Annotated in this window: 21 protein-coding genes; 8 read left to right on the top strand and 13 right to left on the bottom strand. The window is 72.3% G+C overall.

What is annotated here, in order from left to right:
• Position 1: 1 nt before the first annotated feature.
• The gene (gene soxR, locus HT134_RS31405) at positions 2-505 is read left to right on the top strand and encodes a redox-sensitive transcriptional activator SoxR (protein WP_175604076.1); all 504 of its coding nucleotides are present in this window, start codon (positions 2-4) and stop codon (positions 503-505) included.
• Between the two features lie 20 nt (positions 506-525).
• Here the strand turns inward: soxR and HT134_RS31400 are convergent, their stop codons facing one another.
• Positions 526-978, bottom strand: a complete 453-nt coding sequence (locus tag HT134_RS31400; protein WP_175604075.1) for a universal stress protein — start codon at positions 976-978, stop codon at positions 526-528.
• 105 nt (positions 979-1,083) lie between these two features.
• Positions 1,084-3,762, bottom strand: a complete 2,679-nt coding sequence (locus HT134_RS31395; protein ID WP_175604204.1) for a helix-turn-helix transcriptional regulator — start codon at positions 3,760-3,762, stop codon at positions 1,084-1,086.
• A gap of 76 nt (positions 3,763-3,838) precedes the next feature.
• On the opposite strand from HT134_RS31395, the gene HT134_RS31390 reads away from it, so the two are divergent.
• From HT134_RS31390 to HT134_RS31380, 3 genes are all read left to right on the top strand, one after another.
• Entirely contained in the window at positions 3,839-4,561 is a 723-nt protein-coding gene (locus HT134_RS31390; RefSeq protein WP_175604203.1) for an ABC transporter ATP-binding protein, read from the top strand.
• On the top strand, positions 4,555-7,014 hold the full coding sequence (locus HT134_RS31385) for an ABC transporter permease (protein ID WP_175604074.1): 2,460 nt from the start codon (positions 4,555-4,557) through the stop codon (positions 7,012-7,014). Before HT134_RS31390 ends, HT134_RS31385 begins: the two co-directional genes overlap by 7 nt.
• 97 nt (positions 7,015-7,111) lie before the next feature.
• Entirely contained in the window at positions 7,112-7,624 is a 513-nt protein-coding gene (locus HT134_RS31380) for a GtrA family protein (RefSeq protein ID WP_312888587.1), read from the top strand.
• A 30-nt stretch (positions 7,625-7,654) separates the two neighbouring features.
• On the opposite strand, the gene dnaB is transcribed toward HT134_RS31380, so the two are convergent.
• Positions 7,655-9,010: a replicative DNA helicase gene (gene dnaB / locus HT134_RS31375; RefSeq protein ID WP_175604072.1), complete on the bottom strand. Its 1,356-nt coding sequence runs from the start codon at positions 9,008-9,010 to the stop codon at positions 7,655-7,657.
• A 293-nt stretch (positions 9,011-9,303) separates the two neighbouring features.
• On the opposite strand from dnaB, the gene HT134_RS31370 reads away from it, so the two are divergent.
• Positions 9,304-10,605: an MATE family efflux transporter gene (locus tag HT134_RS31370; protein WP_175604071.1), complete on the top strand. Its 1,302-nt coding sequence runs from the start codon at positions 9,304-9,306 to the stop codon at positions 10,603-10,605.
• Between the two features lie 68 nt (positions 10,606-10,673).
• Positions 10,674-12,149, top strand: coding sequence for an APC family permease (locus HT134_RS31365; RefSeq protein WP_217708584.1), 1,476 nt, complete (start codon positions 10,674-10,676; stop codon positions 12,147-12,149).
• Positions 12,150-12,177: 28 nt separating this feature from the next.
• Here HT134_RS31365 and HT134_RS31360 read toward each other — a convergent pair whose 3' ends face one another.
• The 7 genes from HT134_RS31360 to rpsF all read right to left on the bottom strand — a co-directional run bounded on the left by HT134_RS31360 (position 12,178) and on the right by rpsF (position 17,004).
• Positions 12,178-12,921: an amino acid ABC transporter ATP-binding protein gene (locus tag HT134_RS31360; RefSeq protein ID WP_175604070.1), complete on the bottom strand. Its 744-nt coding sequence runs from the start codon at positions 12,919-12,921 to the stop codon at positions 12,178-12,180.
• A complete protein-coding gene (locus HT134_RS31355; protein WP_246365901.1) occupies positions 12,918-13,775 on the bottom strand; it encodes an amino acid ABC transporter permease in 858 nt (285 codons plus the stop codon). The genes HT134_RS31360 and HT134_RS31355 overlap by 4 nt, the downstream gene beginning before the upstream one ends.
• Before the next feature lie 18 nt (positions 13,776-13,793).
• Positions 13,794-14,660: an ABC transporter substrate-binding protein gene (locus HT134_RS31350; protein WP_175604069.1), complete on the bottom strand. Its 867-nt coding sequence runs from the start codon at positions 14,658-14,660 to the stop codon at positions 13,794-13,796.
• Between the two features lie 651 nt (positions 14,661-15,311).
• On the bottom strand, positions 15,312-15,758 hold the full coding sequence (gene rplI / locus HT134_RS31345) for a 50S ribosomal protein L9 (protein ID WP_175604068.1): 447 nt from the start codon (positions 15,756-15,758) through the stop codon (positions 15,312-15,314).
• A 14-nt stretch (positions 15,759-15,772) separates the two neighbouring features.
• Positions 15,773-16,009, bottom strand: a complete 237-nt coding sequence (rpsR, locus tag HT134_RS31340; protein WP_020543048.1) for a 30S ribosomal protein S18 — start codon at positions 16,007-16,009, stop codon at positions 15,773-15,775.
• A 63-nt stretch (positions 16,010-16,072) separates the two neighbouring features.
• Positions 16,073-16,624, bottom strand: a complete 552-nt coding sequence (locus HT134_RS31335; RefSeq protein ID WP_175604067.1) for a single-stranded DNA-binding protein — start codon at positions 16,622-16,624, stop codon at positions 16,073-16,075.
• Positions 16,625-16,713: 89 nt separating this feature from the next.
• Positions 16,714-17,004: a 30S ribosomal protein S6 gene (gene rpsF, locus HT134_RS31330; RefSeq protein ID WP_026214314.1), complete on the bottom strand. Its 291-nt coding sequence runs from the start codon at positions 17,002-17,004 to the stop codon at positions 16,714-16,716.
• A 264-nt stretch (positions 17,005-17,268) separates the two neighbouring features.
• Between rpsF and HT134_RS31325 the strand changes: the two genes are divergently transcribed.
• Entirely contained in the window at positions 17,269-17,505 is a 237-nt protein-coding gene (locus tag HT134_RS31325; RefSeq protein ID WP_312888585.1) for a hypothetical protein, read from the top strand.
• A gap of 72 nt (positions 17,506-17,577) precedes the next feature.
• Here the strand turns inward: HT134_RS31325 and HT134_RS31320 are convergent, their stop codons facing one another.
• Entirely contained in the window at positions 17,578-17,757 is a 180-nt protein-coding gene (locus HT134_RS31320; RefSeq protein ID WP_175604066.1) for a hypothetical protein, read from the bottom strand.
• A 78-nt stretch (positions 17,758-17,835) separates the two neighbouring features.
• On the opposite strand from HT134_RS31320, the gene HT134_RS31315 reads away from it, so the two are divergent.
• A complete protein-coding gene (locus tag HT134_RS31315; protein WP_175604065.1) occupies positions 17,836-18,579 on the top strand; it encodes a deoxyribonuclease IV in 744 nt (247 codons plus the stop codon).
• Between the two features lie 111 nt (positions 18,580-18,690).
• On the opposite strand, the gene HT134_RS31310 is transcribed toward HT134_RS31315, so the two are convergent.
• Both HT134_RS31310 and HT134_RS31305 read right to left on the bottom strand, forming a co-directional pair.
• On the bottom strand, positions 18,691-19,773 hold the full coding sequence (locus HT134_RS31310; RefSeq protein WP_175604064.1) for a mannosyltransferase family protein: 1,083 nt from the start codon (positions 19,771-19,773) through the stop codon (positions 18,691-18,693).
• Positions 19,770-21,122 carry a glycosyltransferase family 87 protein gene (locus HT134_RS31305; protein ID WP_312888582.1) on the bottom strand — a complete coding sequence of 451 codons (1,353 nt, stop codon included), beginning with the start codon at positions 21,120-21,122 and terminating at the stop codon, positions 19,770-19,772. Before HT134_RS31305 ends, HT134_RS31310 begins: the two co-directional genes overlap by 4 nt.

Raw genomic sequence — 21,122 nt, 5'->3', positions numbered from 1 at the left:
TATGACCAGGGCCCCGTGGAACACCAAGGAACTGACCGTCGGGCAGCTCGCCGAGCGCAGCGGCGTCGCCGTGTCGGCGCTGCACTTCTACGAGGCCAAGGGGCTCATCCACAGCCGCCGCACGGCGGGCAACCAGCGCCGCTACACCCGTGACACGCTGCGCCGGGTCGCCTTCATCCGGCTGGCCCAGCGCATCGGCATCCCGCTGAAGACCATCAAGGAGGCGCTGGAGACGCTCCCCGAGGAGCGCACCCCCACGCGCGCCGACTGGGCCCGGCTCTCGGCCGCCTGGCGCGGAGAGCTCGACGACCGCATCGAGCAGCTCCAGCGCCTGCGCGACGACCTGACCGACTGCATCGGCTGCGGCTGCCTGTCGCTCGACCGGTGCGCGCTGGCCAACCAGTACGACCGGCTGGGCGACGAGGGCCCGGGGGCCAGGCGCCTCGACACCCACCTCGTCCGGGCCTGCGTCCCCACCTCCGCCCAAGGCTGCCGCACCGCCTGACCCCGGACGGCCGGGGCCGGCTACGGGGTCTTCGGCCGCGGGGGGACGATCAGCGTGGGGCGGCGCGCGTGGTGCAGCACATGGTTCGAGACGCTGCCCAGCAGCACCGACCGGGTCTCCGACAGGCCGCGCGAGCCGGTGACGATCAGCGAGGCGTCCAGCTCGTCGGCCACGTCCACGATCGTCTTCCAGATCGACTCGCGGTCGGCCACGGCGCGGTACGTCACCTCGGCGATGCCGGAGGCCCGCGCCAGCTCGGCCCCCTCCTTGGCGTGCGCCTCGGCCAGCTCGCGCCACTCGTCCGCGCCGTCCTTGATCGCCGCGACGTCGGCCAGCGGATATCTCCTGAGCTGCACCAGCAGCGGCTCCCAGACGGTCACGACGACCACGGGCTCCGCCGCCAGGTGCTTGGCCGCGAACTCGATCGCGGCGCGCGAGTCGGCTGAACCGTCATAGGCGATGAGGATGGACATGGCCTGCTCCCTTCACTGCTTCCGTCTGGTGCAGCACCGTGATGATCGGCCGCGATTCCGGAGCGGCCTGTCTGGTGCGTCACACCGGACCATCCGCGCGGACGGTCAGGACAGGTCGAGGCCGGCGAGCTGGGCCCGGCTCACCACGTTGAGCTTGGGGAAGGCCCGGTAGAGGTGGTAGCTGACCGTCTTCGGGCTGAGGAAGAGCTGCGCCCCGATCTCCCGGTTCGTCAGCCCGGCCGCCGCCAGCCGGACGATCTGCAGCTCCTGGGGCGACAGCGCCGAGACCGTCTCCTCACGTCCGGCCGGAGCGCTGGTGTCGCCCGCCGCCCGCAGCTCCGTGCGCGCGCGCTCGGCCCACGGCCGGGCGCCCAGGCGCTCGAACGTCTCCAGCGCCGCGCGCAGGTGCGGCCGGGCGCTGCCCTTGTGCCGCTCCCGGCGCAGCCGCTCGCCGAAGGCGAGCCGGGTCCGCGCGGCCTCCCACGGCCGTCCGCTGTCGGCGTGCAGCCGTACGGCGGCGCGGAAGTGCTCGTGGGCGGTGTCCCAGTCGGGTTCGAGCAGGGCCCGGCACCGGTGGAGAACGGCCCCGGCCCAGTCGAGGCCGGAGGCCAGTGCCCACTCCTCGAAGCGCCGCAGCGGCTCGCCGGCCGGAGCCCCCAGCCGTACGGCCGCCTCGACCTGGTCGGGCGCGAAGTACACCGCCTGGATCTGGTGGCGCACCGGCCCCTCCACGGCGGCGTCGAGGCGGTCCAGCGCCTCGGCGAAGCGCCCGTGGCCGAGGTCCAGCAGGGCCAGCGCCCAGTCGGCCCAGGCAAGGCCGTTGACGATCCGGTTGGCGTCGAACCGGTCGCGGCAGCGGGCGGCCAGCCGGGCGCACTCGGCCGCGTCGCCGCGCACGGCGGCGATCCAGGCGAGCATGCCTTCGAGGTAGCCGGCCCGGTTCGGCTGGCCGGTGTCGGCAGCCAGCCGCAGCCCCTCGGCGGCGCCGGCCACGGCGTCGTTGAACCGGCCCAGGTAGAGGTCCGAGGCCGTGAGCGTCAGCAGGGCCAGCGGGATCCTGCCGATCTCGCCGCGCGCCCGGCACTCCGCCACGACGGCCGCCGAGAGGTCGCGCCCGGCCTGGAAGTCGCCGACCAGCCCGGCGACGAAGGCGGCGTTGATCCGCAGCGCGTGCGCGCCCTCGCGGATCCGGCCGCCGTCGGCGACCAGGCCGCGCATGGTGGCCAGCGCCCCGGCGGGCCCCTTGGCCAGGAACTCGGCCGCGCCCGTCACCGCGTCGATGGCGGGGCCGAGCCCGTCGCCGGGCCGCAGCCCGAGCGCGTGGAGCCGGTCGGACGCCTCAGCGACCCGGCCCGGGTCGCTGAGCTGCCAGGCGTTGCGGGCGGCGTCGATGAGCATCGCACCGGCCATGACGCGGTCCGCCTCGGCCACCGCCTCCGCGCCGGACACGAGCAGGTCGTGGGCGAGATGGGGCGCGCCCTCGTCGAAGGCCAGGCGGGCCCGCAGCTCCGAGAGCCGCGCGAGCGAACGGGGGTCCGTCTCCAGCCGGCCGGCGCGTTCGGCCAGGTCCTTGGCCCGTACCGGCTGGCCGGCGTCGGCCGCGGCCACCGCGGCGGAGGTCAGGCGGCGCGCCCGCACGGCCGTCTCCTCCGTCAGCTCCGCGGCGCGCTCCAGGGCGGCGGACGCCCCCGCGTCGCCGCCGCGCTCCCTGGCCCGCTCCGCGGCCTGCTCCAGCGCTGTCGCGGCGGTCTCGTCCGGGCCCGTCGCCGCCGCGGCCAGGTGCCACGCCCGCCGGTCCGGCCGCCCGTCGAGCAGCCGGGCGAGCACCCGGTGCATCGCCAGCCGCTCGGCGAACGTGCCGTGCCGGAACGCCGCGGCCCGCATCAGCGGGTGCGCGAACGTCACCCGCGTCCCCTCGACCCGGATCAGGCCGGACCGCTCCGCCGTGCCCAGGGCCATGGGGGCGACGCCGAGCTCCTCGGCCGCCCGCATGATCACGGGAAGTTCGCCGCCGTCCTCGACCGCGGCCAGCACCAGCACGGTCCGCGCCGCCTCCGGCAGGGCGGCGATGCGCGCGGCGTACGCCTCCTGGATGCGGCGCGGCAGCGGCAGCGGGCCCTGGACGGGCGCGCTCTCGGGCAGTTCGAGCAGCGCGAGCGGGTTGCCGCCGCTCTCCTCGATGACCCGCTCGCGCAACGCCCCGTCGAGGCCGGGCGCGCGTTCGGCCAGCAGCCGCGCGGCGCTCTCCCGGTCGAGCCCGGCCGGCGCGCGCTCCGGCAGGCCCGCGGCGTCGAAGCCGTCCCGGGCGCCGAACAGCAGCACGACCCCCTCGGCGTGGAGACGGTGGGCCGCGAACCGCAACGCCCCCGCCGACGCCGTGTCCAGCCAGTGCGCGTCGTCCACCAGGCACAGCAGGGGCCGCTCCTCGGCCAGCTCCGACAGCAGCGACAGCACCGCCAGGCCCACGAGCAGCTCGTCGTCCCGGCCCGCCGGCCCGATGCCGAGCGCGCCCCTGAGCGCCGCCGCCTGCCGCTCGGGCAGCGCGTCCACGCGGGCGAGCGCCGGGCGCAGCAGCAGGTGCAGCGAGGAGAACGGGATCTCCGCCTCGGTCGCGATGCCGGTGCCGCGCAGCACGGTCATGTCCTCGGCCCGCTCCGCCGCGTACGCCAGCAGCGAGGTCTTGCCGATCCCCGGCTCGCCGCGGATCACCAGCGCGGCGCTGCGCCCCTCACGGGCCTCGTCCAGCAGGGCGTCCAGTGCCGCCTGGTCGTCGGCGCGTCCCATGAGCACCGGGGAATCCTAGTCACTCGTCCGGTACCCGGCCGAACCCGGCGTCCCTAGCGTGCTGCGCGTGGATCTCATGCAAGGGGTCGAGCTGACCTCCGTGACCAAGCAGTACGCGCACGGCGTCACCGCGCTCGACGACGTGACGATCGCCTTCAGGACCGGAACGTTCACGGCCGTCATGGGACCGTCCGGCTCGGGCAAGTCGACGCTGCTGCAGTGCGCCGCCGGGCTGGACCGGCCCACCTCCGGGCAGGTGACGGTCGACGGGCGCGACCTCTCCGGGCTCTCCGACAAGCAGCTCACGCTGCTGCGCCGCGACCGGATCGGGTTCGTCTTCCAGGCGTTCAACCTGCTGCCGTCGCTCACCGCCACCCAGAACGTCGGCCTGCCGCTGCGCCTGGCCGGCCGCCGCCCCGATCCGGAGCTGGTACGGCAGAGCCTGGCCGCCGTGGGGCTGGCCGGCCGGGCCGGGCACCGGCCCGCCGAGATGTCCGGCGGGCAGCAGCAGCGCGTGGCGATCGCGCGGGCCCTGGTCACGCGGCCCGCGGTGCTGTTCGCCGACGAGCCGACCGGCGCCCTCGACGCCAACACCAGCCGGGAGGTGCTCCAGCTCCTGCGGGCGCTGGTGGACAGGCACGCCCAGACCATCGTCATGGTCACGCACGACCCGGTCGCAGCGTCGTACGCCGACCGGGTGGTCTTCCTGGCCGACGGGCGCGTGTACGGCGAGCTGGCCGACCCCACCGCCGAACTCGTCGCCACCCGCATGCTCCAGCTGGAGGCGGCCTCGTGCTGAGGATCGCGCTCGCCACCCTGCGGACCCGGTGGATGTCGTTCGTCGGGACCTTCGCCGCGCTCGCGCTCGGCGCGGCACTGATCGCCGCGCTCGGCCAGGTGCTCGCCACCACCGTCGGCTCCCCCGACCGCGGCCCGCAGCGCTATGCCGCCGCGCCCGTCGTCGTCGTGCCGGACGACCGGCTCACCGTCCCCACCTGGCAGGGCGGCAGCAGCGCGCCGCTCGCCGAGCCCCGAGGCGTCCCCGCCGACCTGGCCGGCCGGCTCCCGGGAGCGGTCGTGGACCGGGCCTTCCCCGCCCAGCTCGCCGGAGGGCCGCCCGCCGTGGGCCGTCCCTGGTCGGCCGCCAGGACGGCGCCGCACCGGCTGGTTTCCGGCCGCGCCCCCGGGGCGGCACACGAGATCGCCGTGACCGGCGGCGGGGTCGCGTCCGTCCCCGGTCCGCGGATCGGCGAGCAGGTCTCGGTCGTCACCGCCGACGGCGCCCGGCCGTACACCGTCGTGGGCATCACCTCGCCCGGCCCGGAGGCCACGGTCTTCTTCTCCGACGCGCAGGCCGTACGCCTGTCCCCGCGGGTCACCGCGCTCGCCGTGTGGAAGGGCGCCGCGGAGGTCGAGGCGGCGGTCGGCGGCAAGGCGCGGGTCCTGACCGGCGAGGACAGGGCGCTCGCGGAGCCCTCACGCGCGGCCGACGAGAACGCGCGCGGCAACGCCAACACCATCGTCGGCATCGCCGCCGGGTTCGCCGGTTTCATCGCGGTCTTCGTGGTCTCGTCCACGTTCGCGTTCGCGGTGGGACAGCGGCGGCGGGAGTTCGCCCTGCTGCGCACCATCGGCGCGACCGCTTCGCAGGTCAGGCGCATGGTGTACGGCGAGGCCCTGCTGGTCGCCGTCACCGCCTCCGCGGCCGGCGCGCTGCTCGGCCCTCTCGGCGCCCGCCCGATCCAGGACTGGCTGGTCAGCCTGGGGATGGCGCCCGGCTGGCTGGTGCCCAGCACCTCCTCGGTGCCGTCGTGGGTCGCCTTCGGCACCGGGGTGGTCGTGGCGGTGCTCGGCGTGGTGCTGTCGGCCCGGCGGGCCGGCCGGGTGCCGCCCGCCGAGGCGCTGCGCGAGTCCGGTGTCGAGCAGGGCGCCATGACGCCCGGCCGCTGGGTCGCCGGCCTCGCCGTCCTGGCCACCGCCCTGGTCAGCATGACGATGACGGCCGTGGGGAACCCGTCGTCCGCCACCGGCAACAAGTCGTACATGCCGGTCCTGATGCTGCTCATCGCCGCGGTCGGCCTGCTCGCGCCCGTCGTGGTACGGCCGGTCACCAGGCTGCTCACCTGGCCCGTCGAGCGGCTGCGCGGCGCCGGCGGCACCGTCGTCGCGGCCGGCGCGGTGGCCTCCGCCCGGCAGACCGCCGCGACCGCCGCGCCCGTCCTCGTCACGGTCGGCCTCGCCGCCTCGCTGCTGGGCGCCGCCGCCATGAGCGACGCCGCCAGGACCGCGATGGAGGCCGGGCCGATCCGCGCCGACTACGTGGTGCTGCCCACCGGCCCCGCCGGGCTCGACCGGCAGCTCGTACGGCGGCTGCGGGCCGTCCCCGGCGCGGACGTCACCACCGTCACACCGACCAGCGTCTACACCCTCGAAGGCAGGACCGCGCTGATCCGGCGGCCGGCCGAGGCCGTCGACCCGGGCGCCCTGCGCCGGAGCGTGGACGTGCCGGTCCTCGCGGGATCGCTGGCCGGGCTCCGCGACGACACGATCGCGGTGTCCGAGACGTGGGACCTGGGAGTCGGCCAGAGCCTCACCATGTGGCGCGCCGACGGCAGCGAGGCGACCTTCACGGTCACCGCCGTGCTCGGCTCCCGCTCCGCCGCCGACTCCTACCTCACCCCGGCCCACGCCTTCTCCGCCCTGCCGTACCGGGCGTACGTGAAGCTGCGGCCGGGCGCGGCGGCGGACCAGGTCGGGGCGGCGCTCCAGCGGGCCACCCGGGGCCACAACGCCCGCGCCCTCACCAAGGCCGCGTGGGAGCGGCAGCTCGGCACGGGCCGCGCCTCGGCCAGCCGGCTGGGCCTGCTGGTGGTGCTCGGCATCATGCTGGCGTACACGGCGATCGCCCTGGTCAACACCCTGTTGATGGCCGCCTCGGACCGCTCGGCGGAGCGCGGGGCGCTGCGCCTGCTGGGGGCGACCCGGGGTCAGGTCCTGAGGTACGTGATGGGCGAGGCGCTGCTGGTGGTGGCGGTCGGCACGGTCCTCGCCGCGCTGGCCACGACGCTCAGCCTGTTCGGCCTGTGGACGGCGCTGGTCCAGCTCACGGGGCCGATCCCGGGGACGCTGCCGTGGGTGGCGATGCCGTGGGCGGCGATCGGCGCGGTGACGGCCGGGTGCGCGGTGCTGGCCGTGCTGGCGGCGGTGGTGCCGGCACTGGCCTCGAAGGACGTCCGCCCCACGGCGGCCTGACGCGCCGGCCGTCCCGCCGCACAGATCTTGCCACCGGGGTGTTCGGCTGGTGAGAAGATCGAGGGTGCTCCGAATAGCAAAGGCAGTAGTCGCGAGAGTGCCGGAACCGCTGCGCGCGCTCGCGCTGAAGCACCGTGAACTGCTGAAGTTCCTGGTGGTGGGGGGAACGGCGTTCCTGGTGGACAACGCGCTGTTCTACGGGCTGAAGCTGACCGTTCTGGAACCGAAGCCGGTGACCGCGAAGATCATCGCGGTGCTCGTGGCGACGATCGTGTCGTACGTGTTGAACCGCGAATGGTCGTTCCGGACCAGGGGCGGCCGCGAGCGCCGCCACGAGGCGGCGCTGTTCTTCCTGGTCAGCGGCGTGGGTCTGGTGCTCAGCTCGGCGCCGCTCTGGATCTCCCGGTACGTGTTCCGGCTGGAGACCCCGGAGGTGAGCCTGGTGACCCAGGAGATCGCCGACTTCCTGAGCGCTCAGATCATCGGCACGCTGGTCGCCATGGTCTTCCGCTTCTGGGCGCTGCGGAAGTGGGTCTTCCCCGACGAGCAGGCCCGGCCCGGCCGCGTGCGGCTGGTGCCCGCCGCCGATTCCACGGACGAGGCGGCGTGAGCCGTCTCGGCGGTCGCCACAGGTGACGGGTCAGTGCTGGGCCATGTCGACGAACCTGCTGTAGTGGCCCTGGAAGGCCACGGTGACGGTCGCCGTGGGGCCGTTTCGGTGCTTGGCCACGATCAGGTCGGCCTCGCCCGCGCGCGGCGACTCCCGTTCGTAGGCGTCCTCCCGGTGCAGCAGGATGACCATGTCGGCGTCCTGCTCGATGCTGCCCGACTCACGAAGGTCGCTCACCTGTGGGCGTTTGTCGGTGCGCTGCTCGGGGCCTCGGTTGAGCTGGGAGATCGCGATGACCGGCACCTCCAGCTCCTTGGCCAGCAGCTTGATGGCACGGGAGATCTCCGAGACCTCGTTCTGGCGGCTCTCGGTCTTCTTGGGCGAGCTCATCAGCTGGAGGTAGTCGATGACCACGAACCGCAGGTCGTTGCGCTGTTTGAGGCGACGGCACTTGGCCCGGATCTCCATCATGGACATGTTGGGCGAGTCGTCGATGAACAGCGGCGCCTCGGCCACCTCGCTCATGCGGCGGGCCAGGCGGGTCCAGTCGTCGTCGCTCATCATGCCCGAACGCATGGCGTGCAGCGCCACCCGCGCCTCCGCCGAGAGCAGACGCATGGTGATCTCGTTGCGCGACATCTCCAGGGAGAAGATGACGGTCGTCATGCCGTGCTTGATCGCGGCGGACCTGGCGAAGTCCAGACCGAGGGTGCTCTTGCCGATGGCCGGGCGGGCGGCGACGACGATCATCTGGCCCGGGTGGAGGCCGTTGGTGAGCTGGTCGAGGTCCTGGAAGCCCGTGGGGACGCCGACCATCTGGCCGCCGCGGCTGCCGATGGCCTCCAGCTCGTCCAGGGCGCCCGGCATGATGTCGGCCAGCGGGGCGTAGTCCTCGGAGGTGCGGCGCTCCGTGACCTTGTAGATCTCGGCCTGGGCGCGGTCGACGAGGTCGTCGACCTCCTCGTTGTTGCCGCCGTAGCCGAAGGAGACGATGCGGGTGCCGGCCTCGATGAGGCGGCGCAGGATGGCCTGCTCACGGACGATCTTGGCGTAGAAGCCGGCGTTGGCGGCCGTGGGGACGACCGCCGTCAGCGTGTGGAGGTAGGCCGCGCCGCCGACCCTGGCCATCTCGCCGCGCTTCTGCAGCTCGTCGAAGACGGTGACCGCGTCGGCGGGCTCGCCTCGGCCGTACAGGTCGGTGATGACGTCGTAAATCATCTGGTGGGCGGGCCGGTAGAAGTCGTCGGAGCGGATGATCTCGACGACGTCGGCGATCGCGTCCTTGGACAGGAGCATGCCGCCGAGGACGGACTGCTCGGCCTCGATGTTGTTGGGCGGGGTGCGCTCGAAGCCTGGGCCTGCGCCGGTTTCCTCGTCGATGCTCACGGCGCCCCCTCAACAGCCTCGCCTAGGTCGCACCACCCCCACTTGTAGCCGACCGGTCTGACAGTTTGGCCGCTTCCCGGGCAGGGAGCAACGCGGGCTGTGGACAGCCTGTGGATAACCCTGGGGGAAACCTGTGTATGACTGCGCCGAACATGTGAAAGCTCTGTGGACGAGCCTGGGGATAACTTGTTCACATCTCCCCAGCCATGTCGCCGACCAGCGGAAACGTTGTCCACCGGCTGTGGAGAAAAGAAAGTTGGCCCGACATGCCGGGTAAGGCCCATAATAGGTAAATGCCCATTACACGCCAGGACAAGGAGATCCTCCGCCTTGCCGTACCGGCGTTCGGCGCGCTGGTGGCCGAGCCCCTGTTCCTTCTGGCCGACTACGCGATCGTCGGCCACGGCCTCGGAACCGTCGCCGTGGGCGCGCTCGGCGTCGCCGGCACCGTCCTGACCACGATGGTGAACCTGTGCGTCTTCCTCGCGTACGGCACCACGGCCTCGGTGGCGCGGCGCACCGGGGCGGGCGACCACGCGCGGGCCATGCGCGACGGCGTGGACGGCATCTGGCTGGCGCTGGCCATCGGCCTCGCCCTCATCGCGCTCGGCTGGCCGCTCGCGCCGGGCGTCGTGGACCTGTTCGGCGCGAGCCCGGAGCAGGCCGGCGAGGCCGTCACGTACCTGCGGGTCAGCCTGATCGGGGCGCCCGGCATGCTCGTCGTGCTGGCCGGCACCGGCGTGCTGCGGGGGCTCCAGGACACGGTGACCCCGCTCGTCGTCGCCGTGGGCTCGTTCGCGCTCAACGCGGCGCTGAACGCCTGGTTCGTGCTCGGGCTGGGATGGGGCATCGCCGGCTCCGCCTGGGGCACGGTGCTGGCGCAGACGCTCGGCGCCGTCGTGTACGTGGCCGTGGTCGTCAGGGGCGCCCGGCGGCTCGGCACGCCGCTGGCCCCCGACGTGGCGGGCGTGCGGCGGGCGGGCACGGCCGGGTTCGCGCTGCTGGTCCGTACGGTCTGCCTGCGGATCGTGCTCCTCGTGGCCATGGTGATCGCCACGAGGATGGGCGAGGCGCAGCTCGCCGCGTACGCCATCGCCACCCAGGTGTGGACGCTGCTGGCCTTCGCGCTGGACGCGATCGCCATCGCCGGCCAGGCGATCACCGGCCGCACCCTCGGGGCCGGCGACGCGGTCGCGACCAGGGAGGCGACCGGCCGCATGGTGCGCTGGGGCGTGTGGTCCGGTGTGCTGCTCGCGCTGCTGGTGATCGCGGGCCGGCCGCTGCTGCCCGGCCTGTTCGACGCCGATCCGCAGGTCACCGAGCAGCTCCTGGCCGTGCTGTGGCCCGTGGCGCTCTTCCAGCCCATCTGCGGCGTGGTGTTCGTGCTCGACGGTGTGCTGATCGGGGCGGGCGACCAGCGCTACCTCGCCTGGGCGGGGGTGTGGACGACGCTCGCGTACCTCCCGGCGGCCCTCGTGGCGGCGGATTTCGGCATCGTTGCTCTTTGGTGCGCGCTCGGGGTGTGGATGGTGGCACGTCTGATCACGCTCGGCCGCCGGGCCGCGGGCACTGCCTGGCTGGTGACCGGGGCGTAATCGTCCTGTGCTTGCTGTGGCGCGGGTGATCGGGGCACTGTGGGCGAGACCCACGAGCGGGGTGTGCTTTGTCCACGATTCTCCGACGCCTGCCGCCGTCCGAGGCGACCGGTCTGCGCACGGGCGCCCGGCACAGCCTTGCCGAGCTCTACCGTCCGGCCGATCTCGTCGTGCTGGGGCTCGGAGTGATGATCGGCGCGGGCATCTTCAGCATCGCCGGGCGGCAGGCCGCGACCATGGCCGGGCCGGGCGTGATCCTGTCCTTCATGATCGCGGGCATCGCCTGCCTGCTCGCCTGCCTGTGCTACGCCGAGCTGTCGTCCATGATCCCGGCCTCGGGCAGCGCGTACACCTTCACCTACGTGATCTTCGGCGAGGTGTGGGCGTGGATCATCGGCTGGGCGCTGATCCTGGAGCTGCAGCTGGCCGCCGCCGTGGTGGCCAAGGCGTGGGCGGAGCTGACCATGCGCGCCTTCGCCGACTTCGGGATCGCCCTGCCCCGGCACGACGTCGTCGGCGTCGCGCTCACGGCGTTCATCCTGGCCGTCCTGACGAGCGTCGTCGCGGTCAACGCGCGCATCGGCCTGCGCGCGCTGTGGATCATGGTGGCGGCCAAGCTGCTGGCGATCGGCGCCGTCATCGTGGTGGGCGCCCTGCACGTCAGGGCGAGCAACTTCGGCGACCTGCACGCCCCGCCCAAGCCGCTGGACGTGCCACCTTCGACCGTGCTGGACGTCGTCGTCGGCCAGAGCCACGCCTTCGGCTGGGCCGGCGTCTTCGCGGCGGCGCCCGCCATCGCGTTCGCCTACATCGGCTTCGACATCGTCGCGACCGCCGCCGAGGAGACCGCCAACGCGCCCCGCGCCGTGCCGAAGGGCATGATCCGCAGCCTGGTCGTGGCCACCGTCATCTACATCGCCGTGGCCGTGGTCATGGTCGGCATGGTGCCCTACCAGCGCATCTCGGTCGACGCGCCGCTGTCCGGCGCGTTCCGCGGCGTCGGCGTGGACTGGATGGTGCACGTCATCGACATCGGCGCGGTCCTCGGCCTGACCACCGTGATCCTGGTGCTGATCGTGGGGCAGACGCGGGTGCTGTTCTCGATGGCCCGCGACGGCCTCATCCCGCGCGGCCTGTCGGCGATCAGCCGGAGGTACCACACGCCGTCGCGGATGACGCTGGTCATCGGCGTCGTGGCCGTCCTGCTGGCCACCTTCGCGCCCGTGTTCACGTTGCAGCAGCTCGTCGTGATGGGGGCGCTGTTCGCGTTCCTGTTCGTGTCGGCGGGCGTGATCGTGATGCGCCGCCGGATGCCGCACCTCGACCGGGGGTTCCGGGTGCCGCTGTCGCCGCTGGTGCCCGTCCTGTCGCTGGTGGCGACGCTCTGGCTGATGGTCAACCTGCAGGTGCCGACGTGGGCCTGGTTCGTGCTGTGGATGGCGTTCGGGATGCTGGTCTACCTGGTGTACGGCCGGCGGCACAGCCTGCTGGCGCCGCCCCGGGAGGAGCCGCCGGCCGCCGCCCGGGGCCGCCACCGCCGCTGACCCCCACCTCGTCGTTCCACAGGCGGTGCTACAGGCGCCGCGCCTCCAGGACGCTGCGCAGGAAGTCGCGGGTGCGCGCCTCGTCCGGGTCGCTGAAGATCTTCTCCGGCGGCCCCTTCTCCAGCAGCACGCCCCCGTCGAGGAAGCACACCGTGTCGGAGATGTCGCGGCAGAACCCCATCTCGTGCGTGGTGAGGATCATCGTCATCCCCGACTGCTTGAGCTCGCGGATGATCTCCAGCACCTCCACGACCAGCACCGGGTCGAGGGCGGAGGTCACCTCGTCGAGCAGCATCAGCCGCGGCTGGGTCGCCAGCGCCCGGATGATGGCCACCCGCTGCTGCTGGCCGCCGGAGAGCTGGTCGGGGTACGACGTGGCCTTGTGCGCCAGCCCGAACCGGGTGAGCAGCGCGTGCGCCTCCTCCTCGGCCCGTTCCCTCGGAACCTTGTGCACCTGGCGCGGCGCCAGCGTGATGTTGTCGAGCACGGTCATGTGCGGGAACAGGTTGAACGCCTGGAAGACGATGCCGAGCCGCTTGCGCACCTCGTCCACGTCCACCCGCGGGTCGGTGACGTCCCGGCCCTCCAGCCGGATCGTGCCGTCGTCCACGGTCTCCAGCAGGTTGACGCAGCGCAGCAGCGTGGACTTGCCCGAGCCGGACGCGCCGATCAGGCTGACCACCTCGTGCGGGCGCACCTCCAGGTCGATGCCGCGCAGCACGCTGTGGCCGTGGAAGTTCTTCCACACGCCCTCGATGCTCAGCAGGCTCATGCCCCCCGCCTCCTCCGCGTGCGCTCGGCCAGGTAGTCGGTGAAGCGGGCCATCGGGATCGTCAGCAGGATGAACAGCAGGGCCGCCACCAGGTAGGCCGTGTAGTTGAACTTGCCGGAGGCGTAGATCTGCGCCTGCCGCAGCGCCTCCAGCACGCCCAGCGTGGACACCAGCGCGGTGTCCTTCTGCAGCGAGATGAAGTCGTTCAGCAGCGGCGGCACGACCCGGCGGGTGGCCTGCGGCAGCACCACGAACCTCATGGTCTTGCCGTGGCTGAGCCCGAGCGAGCGGGCGGCGGCCACCTGGCTCGGGTGGACCGAGTCGATGCCCGAGCGGAACACCTCGGCGACGTATGCGCCGTACGAGAGCGTCAGCGCGATGACGCCCAGCGTGGTCAGGTCGGTCGGGATGCCCTGCAGGCGCAGCGCCGGCAGGCCGAAGCCGACCAGGTAGATGACCAGCAGGGTCGGCACGCCGCGAAAGGTGTCGACGTACAGCGTGGCCAGGGCCCGCACCGGGAACAGCGCGGCCGTCCGCGTCGACCTGACCAGGGCGACCGCCAGGCCCACGAGCAGGATGAGCGGCTCGGCGAACAGGAAGATCTTGACGTTCAGCCAGAAGCCGCTGAGGACGTCGGGCAGCGCGCGGGCGAAGTGCTCCGGGTTGAAGAAGGTGTCCTGGACGCGTGGCCAGCCCGGCGAGCTCGTGACCACCCACACGACGAGGACGACGAAGACGACCGTGGAGGCCGTGGCGATGGACGCGGAGCGGCGGGCCCGCGCTCTGCGGACCCGCTCCCGCTCCACCTGCCGCTCGCTCTTGACCCAGACGGGGCCCGCCGGCATGTCAGTCATGGACGTACGCGGCGGTCGTCAGCTGAGCTCGGGCGCGCCCGCGGCCGAGCCCAGCCACTGCTGCTCGATCTTGGCCAGCTCACCCTTGGACTTCAGCGCGTCCACGGCCTTGTCCACGCAGGTCTTGAGCTGCGTGCCCTTCTCCATGACCAGGCCGAACTCCTCGGGCGTGCCGCCCGTCGCGCCGAACTGGCCGACGATCTTGGAGCCCTCGACCTGCGCGGCCGTGACGTAGAACGCCGTCGGCAGGTCCACGACGATGGCGTCGACCTGCTTGTTCTTCAGCGCGTTGATGGCGTCGACCTGGTCGTTGTAGACGTTGGGGTCGTCGGCGGGCTTCACGACGTTCTTGACCGCGTCGAGCGAGGTGGTGCCGACCTGCACGCCGATCTTGGCGTCCTTGAGCTCGGCCAGCGTCTTGGCCCCCGCGAACTTGCCGTCGCCCAGCGCCACCACGGCCTGCTTGACCGTGTAGTAGCCGTGGCTGAAGTCGACCGCCTTGGCCCGGTCAGGGGTGATCGAGACCTGGTTGACGTCGAAGTCGAACTGCTTGGCGCCCGGCGCGAAGGCCGAGTCGAACTTCACCGTGCTCCACTGCACCTCGTCGCGGTCGAAGCCGAGCTCACCGGCGACCGCGAACGCCACCGCGCTCTCGAACCCCTGGCCGTTGCTCGGGTCGTCGTCCTTGAACCACGGCTCGTAGGCGGGCTTGTCGGTGCCGATGGTCAGCTTGCCCGCGTTGACCAGCTTGAGCTGGTCCTTGGTGCACGCCGTGGCCGCAGGGGCGGCGCTCGGGCCGCTGCTGGTCGCCGTGTTGTCGACGGGTGCGCACGCGACGGCCGCGGCGAGGGCGCCCAGCGCGAGCAGCGTCGAGGGACGGACCATGGGTGGTGCCTCCAGGGGAACGCGGGGAAGAACGAGCCGATTGTACGCTGCCCCGCTAGGAAATACGCCGCCACCTGGGCTCATACCACCCCATACCGGGCCCCCTCCTCGCCCCCGTTGAAGGGTCCCTGGGACGGGCGAGGAGCCTGGGAGCCACCGTCAGCCTCCCGGACACGGGCGACCCCCCTTGAGCGGCGAGCCGGCCCCCAGGGGGCGGGCCGCCCACGAAGAGGCTGGCCGACCACCGGGGAGGGCGAGCCGACCCTGAGGAGGACGGGCCAACCACGAGAGGACGGGCCGACCATCAGGGAGGCGGGCGACCACCGGGCGGCGAGCCGACCGCTCGGGCCGGGCCGACCGCGAGGAGGACGGACCGACCACCACGGCGGCGGATCGACCGCCAGGGAGGCGGGCCAACCGCCAGGGAGGCGGGCCAACCGCCAGGGAGGCGGGCCGACCGCCAGGGAGGGCGAGCCGACCACCAGGGGGCGGGCCGCCCACGAGGAGGCAGGCCGACCACCAGGGCGGGCGGGCCACACCCAGGGGCGGGACGAGCCTGAGGTGGGCGGGGTGGTCGGGAAGGGGGCCGGGGACGCGGACGGCCCCCGCTCCACCTAGGGAGAGGGGGCCGTGCGACAGGCGTGCCTGGCGTCAGCCGGCGACGACCTCGACGTCGAGCGAGGCCGACACCTCGGGGTGCAGCTTGACGCTGACCTTGTGGCTGCCGACGCTCTTGATCGGGTTGATGATCTCGATGCGGCGGCGGTCGAGGAGGGGGCCGCCGGCGGCCTTGACGGCCTCGGCGACGTCGCCCGTGGTGATCGAGCCGAACAGGCGGCCGGAGTCGCCCGCGCGGGTGGTCAGCCGCACGCGCAGGGCGCCGAGCTGGCCGGCGACCTCCTTGGCGGTGCCCAGGTCGCGGATCTCACGAGCGTCACGAGCCTTCTTGATGGACTCGATCTGCTTCTCCGCGCCACGCGTCCAGCGCATGGCGTAGCCCCGCGGGATGAGGTAGTTACGGCCGTAGCCGTCCTTGACCTCGACGACGTCGCCGGGGGCGCCGAGGCCGGAGACCTCGTTGGTGAGGATGAGCTTCATGTCGTCAGACCTCCTTAGCGCGCGGTGCTCGTGTAAGGCAGCAGGGCCACCTCACGGGCGTTCTTGATCGCGGTCGCCACGTCGCGCTGGTGCTGGGTGCAGTTGCCCGTCACCCGGCGCGCACGGATCTTGCCGCGGTCGGAGATGAACTTCCGCAGCAGCGCCGTGTCCTTGTAGTCGACGTAGGAGATCTTGTCGTGGCAGAACAGGCAAACCTTCTTCTTGGGCTTGCGCAGTGCCGGCTTGGCCATCGTGGTGCTCCTTTCAGAGCCCCGCCGGTGAAGCGGGAATGGTCTCGGGCTTGTGGACTGGGATTAGAAAGGCGGTTCGTCGCTGAAGTCGCCGCCGCCGCCGAAGCCGCCGCTCTGCTGGCCGCCGCCCTGGTAGCCGCCGCCACCGCCGCCGAAGCCACCGCCCTGGGGCGGGGCGGGCGACGCGGAGGCCCACGGGTCGTCGGCCGGGCCGCCACCGAAGCCGCCGCCACCGCCGCCGCCCTGACGGGAGGTGCGGTTGACCTTGGCGGTGGCGTTGCGCAGAGACGGGCCGACCTCGTCGACCTCGACCTCGTAGACGGTGCGCTTCTCGCCTTCCTTGGTCTCGTAGGACCGCTGCTTGAGCCGCCCCTGCACGATGACCCGCATGCCGCGCTGGAGGCTCTCGGCGGCGTTCTCCGCCGCCTGCCGCCACACGTTGCAGGTCAGGAAGAGGCTTTCGCCGTCCTTCCACTCGTTGGTCTGACGATCCATGAACCGCGGAGTGGACGCGATGCGGAACCGGGCCACCGCTTGCCCCGTCGGGGTGAAGCGCAGCTCGGGGTCGTCGACAAGATTGCCGACGATGGTGATTACGGTGTCGCCTGCTGCCATGGCCAGCGCTCGCCTTCCTGCACGCCTTCGCTTTGGGTTACGGCTCAGAGTACGGCCGACGCCCGACAAAAAGCCGGGCGACGAGCTGCTTAGTGCACGTCGGGGCGGAGAACCTTGGTGCGCAGGATGCCCTCGTTGAGGTTCATCTGGCGGTCGAGCTCCTTGACCGTCGCGGGCTCCGCGGACAGGTCGATGACGGCGTAGATGCCTTCCGACTTCTTGTCGATGTCGTAGGCGAGACGGCGACGGCCCCAGACGTCGACCTTCTCCACGGTGCCGCCGTCGTTGCGGACCACGGTGAGGAACTGGTCGAGGGACGGCGCGACGGTGCGCTCATCGAGCGAAGGGTCCAGAATGACCATTACTTCGTAACGACGCATGCGGGACTCCAACCTCCTCTGGACTCTTGCGGTCACGACACTCTGCCGTGACAGGAGGACGCTGACGTCGGGACCCCGGTGCCCCTTTCGGCACCCGGGGGTGACGGGTCACCCATCACAACGCAGCCTGACCAGGTTACCAGCCGAGTCCCTGTGGGAAGGCCTGTAGGAAACCAGGGGGTGATAGTTGTGCCACACATCCTCCAACCTTCCGAAAACCAGCGGTTCCGGCTCTCGCTCAACAGCGACGGACGAGCTCATCCGGTGGAGAACGCCCTGGCGGTCGTCACGATCGTGTGCGGTCTGACGGCCTTCGTCGCGGCGTTCGTCCCCGGCGGTCACGTCGTCGCCTCGTGGGCGGGCACCCTCGGCTTCGGGACGGGCCTCTACTCCCAGTACGTCTCCGCGACGACTCCCCAGCGAGCCCTCAACATCGTCGGGATCGTCGCGTCGTTCGTGGGCGTGGCCCTCGGCATCGCCCGCGGCGGCTTCCTTCCCTGAGCCCCCGACCGGATCCGAACACGTGAGGACGGCCCCGGGAACCACCACCGGGACCGTCCTTTCGCCATGGGGTCATCCTCCGATGTGCAGATCCACACCGAGCAGGACCAGGAACCAGAGGAAGACCGCGAGCAACGCCTCGGCGATGTCCTTGAGGATCGCCGGGGTGATGTAGTCGTACACCCAGGCCACATAGATGCCTATAACGACGTAGATCAGGACGACTAAGGAGCGCCATCGCCATCGGGCCATATGCGTCTCTTCTCCTCGGGTAGGGGGTGCCTGGCGACTTCCCTGGCCGGGGTACGGCAAACGGATAGGCTCGGTGACATGGTGCGCATCGGAGCTCACGTCGGCCAGGACGATCCCGCCGCTCACGCCGCCGCGGTCGGGGCCGAGGTGGTGCAGTTCTTCCTCGGCGATCCCCAGGGCTACGCCAAGCCCGTGCTGCCCGACAAGCCGGTGGAGGGCGTCGACGTCTTCATCCACGCCCCGTACCTCGTCAACGTGGCGACGACCAACAACCGGATCCGCATCCCCAGCCGCAAGCTGCTCGCCCAGCACCTGGAGGCGGCGGCCGGCCTGGGCGCCAAGGGCCTCATCGTCCACGGCGGCCACGTCAACAAGAGCGACGATCCACAGGCGGGCTTCGACAACTGGCGCAAGGTGTTCGAGCGGCTGGAGTGCCCGATCCCGGTGCTCATCGAGAACACCGCGGGCGGCGGCAACGCGATGGCGCGCAAGCTGGAGCGCATCGCGCGGCTGTGGGACGCGCTCGACGGGTTCGACGTGGGCTTCTGCCTCGACACCTGCCACGCGCACGCGGGCGGAGAGGAGCTGGTCGACCTGGTGGACCGGGTCAAGGCCATCACCGGCCGGATCGACCTGGTCCACTGCAACGACTCGCGCGACGCGTTCGACTCGGGCGCCGACCGGCACGCCAACCTGGGCAAGGGGCAGATCGACCCGGAGCTGATCCTCGCGGTGTGCCGGGCGGCCGGCGCGCCGATCGTGGTGGAGACGCCGGCCGAGGGACAGGCGGCCGACATCGCGTTCCTGCGCGAGAACCTCTAGAACCTCCAGGCGGCGGCCATGCGGAGTCCCGGACACGGGAAACACACAGCCTGTGGATAACTTCCCTGGATTACCGAGCCGCGAAACTGGGTACAGGAACTTGCCGGCCGCTCAGCCGGCCCACGCGCCGCTGAGGAAGCGCCCCGCGTTCAGCACCATGAGCGGCCCCGCGACCAGCCCGTACACCACGAGCGTCCACGGCCGCCGCGCTCCCAGCGCCGCGACGGCCGTCCACAGGGGGAACCACAGCAGCAGCGAGCGCGGGATCGACAGGTAGTACGCCGACGTCATGAGGGCCGCCGCCTGGAGCCCGGTGTAGACGACCTCGCTCCACCGGCGCCGCGCGGCCAGCCAGACCAGCGCGGCCACCGCCAGCACCGCTCCGGCGAGCTCCATGCGGAACGCCACCGCGAAGTCGTCGCGGCCGAGCGCCGCGTGCCACGTCGTGGTCCACGACTCCCACGGCCAGACCGTCTGCCTGCCCCAGCCGGCCTCCTGCGCGTGCTTCCAGGCCAGCCAGTCGCCGGAGCGGCTGTAGTGGAAGTACGAGTAGCACGCCAGCGGCAGGAACGGCACGGCGAGCAGCGGCCACGGGGCCGGCCGTGACGGCAGCTCACGGGTGCGCCGCTGGAGGACGTACTCCACGACCAGGGCGACGGCCAGGAACAGCCCGGTGATGCGCACGCACGACGCGCCGGCGGCGAGCACGACGGCCACCGTCCACCGCCCGCGCCGGGCGGCCAGCCACGCCGGGATCGCGAACGCCAGGAACAGCGTCTCGCTGTAGCCCGCGGCCAGGAACACGGCCGTGGGGAACAGCAGCAGCGCGAGCACCGCCATCCAGCCCGGCGCGCCCTCCAACTCGGCCAGCCGCGCCAGCGCGACCATGGCCACTGCCCCGGCGACCAGCGACACGATCAGCCCGCACGCCGTCCAGTCGGGCACCACCAGGTGGACCAGGCGTAACACCGCGGGCAGGCCGGGGAAGAACGCGGGCAGGCCCGCGTCGGGCGGCGCGGCGGGGTCGCCGTCGTAGCCGTGGCGGGCGATGACGACGAACAACCCCGCGTCCCACTGCTTCCAGCGGGCCACGTAGGCGTTCAGGGCCGAGCCGAGCAGCGTCGCGACCAGCAGCCCGGCCCGGGAGCCGAACCAGATCAGCAGCGCGTCGCGCGCCGCCGAGCGGGTGATCACCGGTACGAGGGGACGAGCGTGAACCTGTCGGGGGCGCCGTCGAACACGCCGCCGGTCTGGTCGTCCACGCCCGCCTGCCGCACGACGTCCTTGTGCGGGCGCAGGATGTCACGCACCACGAAGGCCATCATCACCACGATGGTGATGACCCGCCCCCAGACGGCGGTGAAGTACGTGTCGTCGCCGATGCCCAGGTCGTCGCGGCTGAGCGGCGGCTGGGAGAGCAGGTAGAGCCAGATGGCGAAGAAGTACCACATCTCGGCGAGCTGCCAGAGGACGAGCGGCTTCCAGTTGGGCCGGGCCAGCACCGCGAACGGCACCAGCCAGAGCACGAACTGCGGCGACCACACCTTGTTCGTCATCATGAACGCGGCCAGGGCGAGGAAACAGATCTGCGCCAGCCGGGGCCGCCGCGGCGCGGCCAGGGTCAGCACCGCGATGCCCAGGCACAGCAGGGCCAGCGACGCCATGCCGAGCGTGCTGACGTCGGCCTCGCCGAGGACCGGCCAGCCCTTGTTCTGGAAGAACAGCCACGGCGAGCCCCAGTCCACCCCGCGTTCCTGCGAGAAGACGTAGAAGCGCCGCCAGCCGTCCCAGGCGAACACCATGAACGGCACGTTGACGACCAGCCACGCGCCCGCCGCGGAGCCCATCGTGACGAGGAACGGCCGCCAGCGCCCGGTGCGCAGCGTGAGCAGGAACAGCGCCCCGGCGAACATCAGCGGGTAGAACTTCGTCGCGATCGCGAGGCCGAGCAGCACCCCGGCCGCCACCTGCCGGTGCTTGGCCCAGGCCAGCAGCATGCCCATCGACAGCGCGCCGGCCACGAGGTCCCAGTTGATGTAGGCGGCCAGGATCACCGACGGCGCGAGCGCGTACCACAGGGCGTCCCAGCGGCGCGTGGGCCCGGCCACGGCGGCCATCAGCAGCACCCCGGCGACCAGGCAGAGGCCGAGGAAGACGACCGTGCCGTCGTAGAAGCGGACCGCCTGCTGGACGGGGTCGGGCTCCAGCCAGCGGGCGATCCGGCTGAAGACCTGCATGACCTCGCCGAGCACGACGGGGTACTCGACCTGCTTGTCGAACGGCACGTCGGCGAAGTACGGGCTCTGCGTGGCGAGCTGCCGGTCGAAGTACAGGGGGTAGATGTCGGTGTAGCAGAAGTTGGTGTAGGTGGAGACCTGGTCGTTCCACCCGCCGGTACGGCACGGCAGCCTGAAGACGTACGCCATGCTCGCCCCCAGCGCCGCGAACAGCGCCAGGGGCAGGTACGGCACGGCGCGCGCGAAGAGCGGCGGCCGGTGGACCGGCTCGTCCACCGCGCCGTCACCCAGTGGTCCGTCACCCAC

Source organism: Nonomuraea rhodomycinica (assembly GCF_013363995.1).
GTDB classification, from domain to species: Bacteria; Actinomycetota; Actinomycetes; order Streptosporangiales; family Streptosporangiaceae; genus Nonomuraea; species Nonomuraea rhodomycinica.
This window is presented reverse-complemented; position numbering and strand designations above follow the sequence as displayed.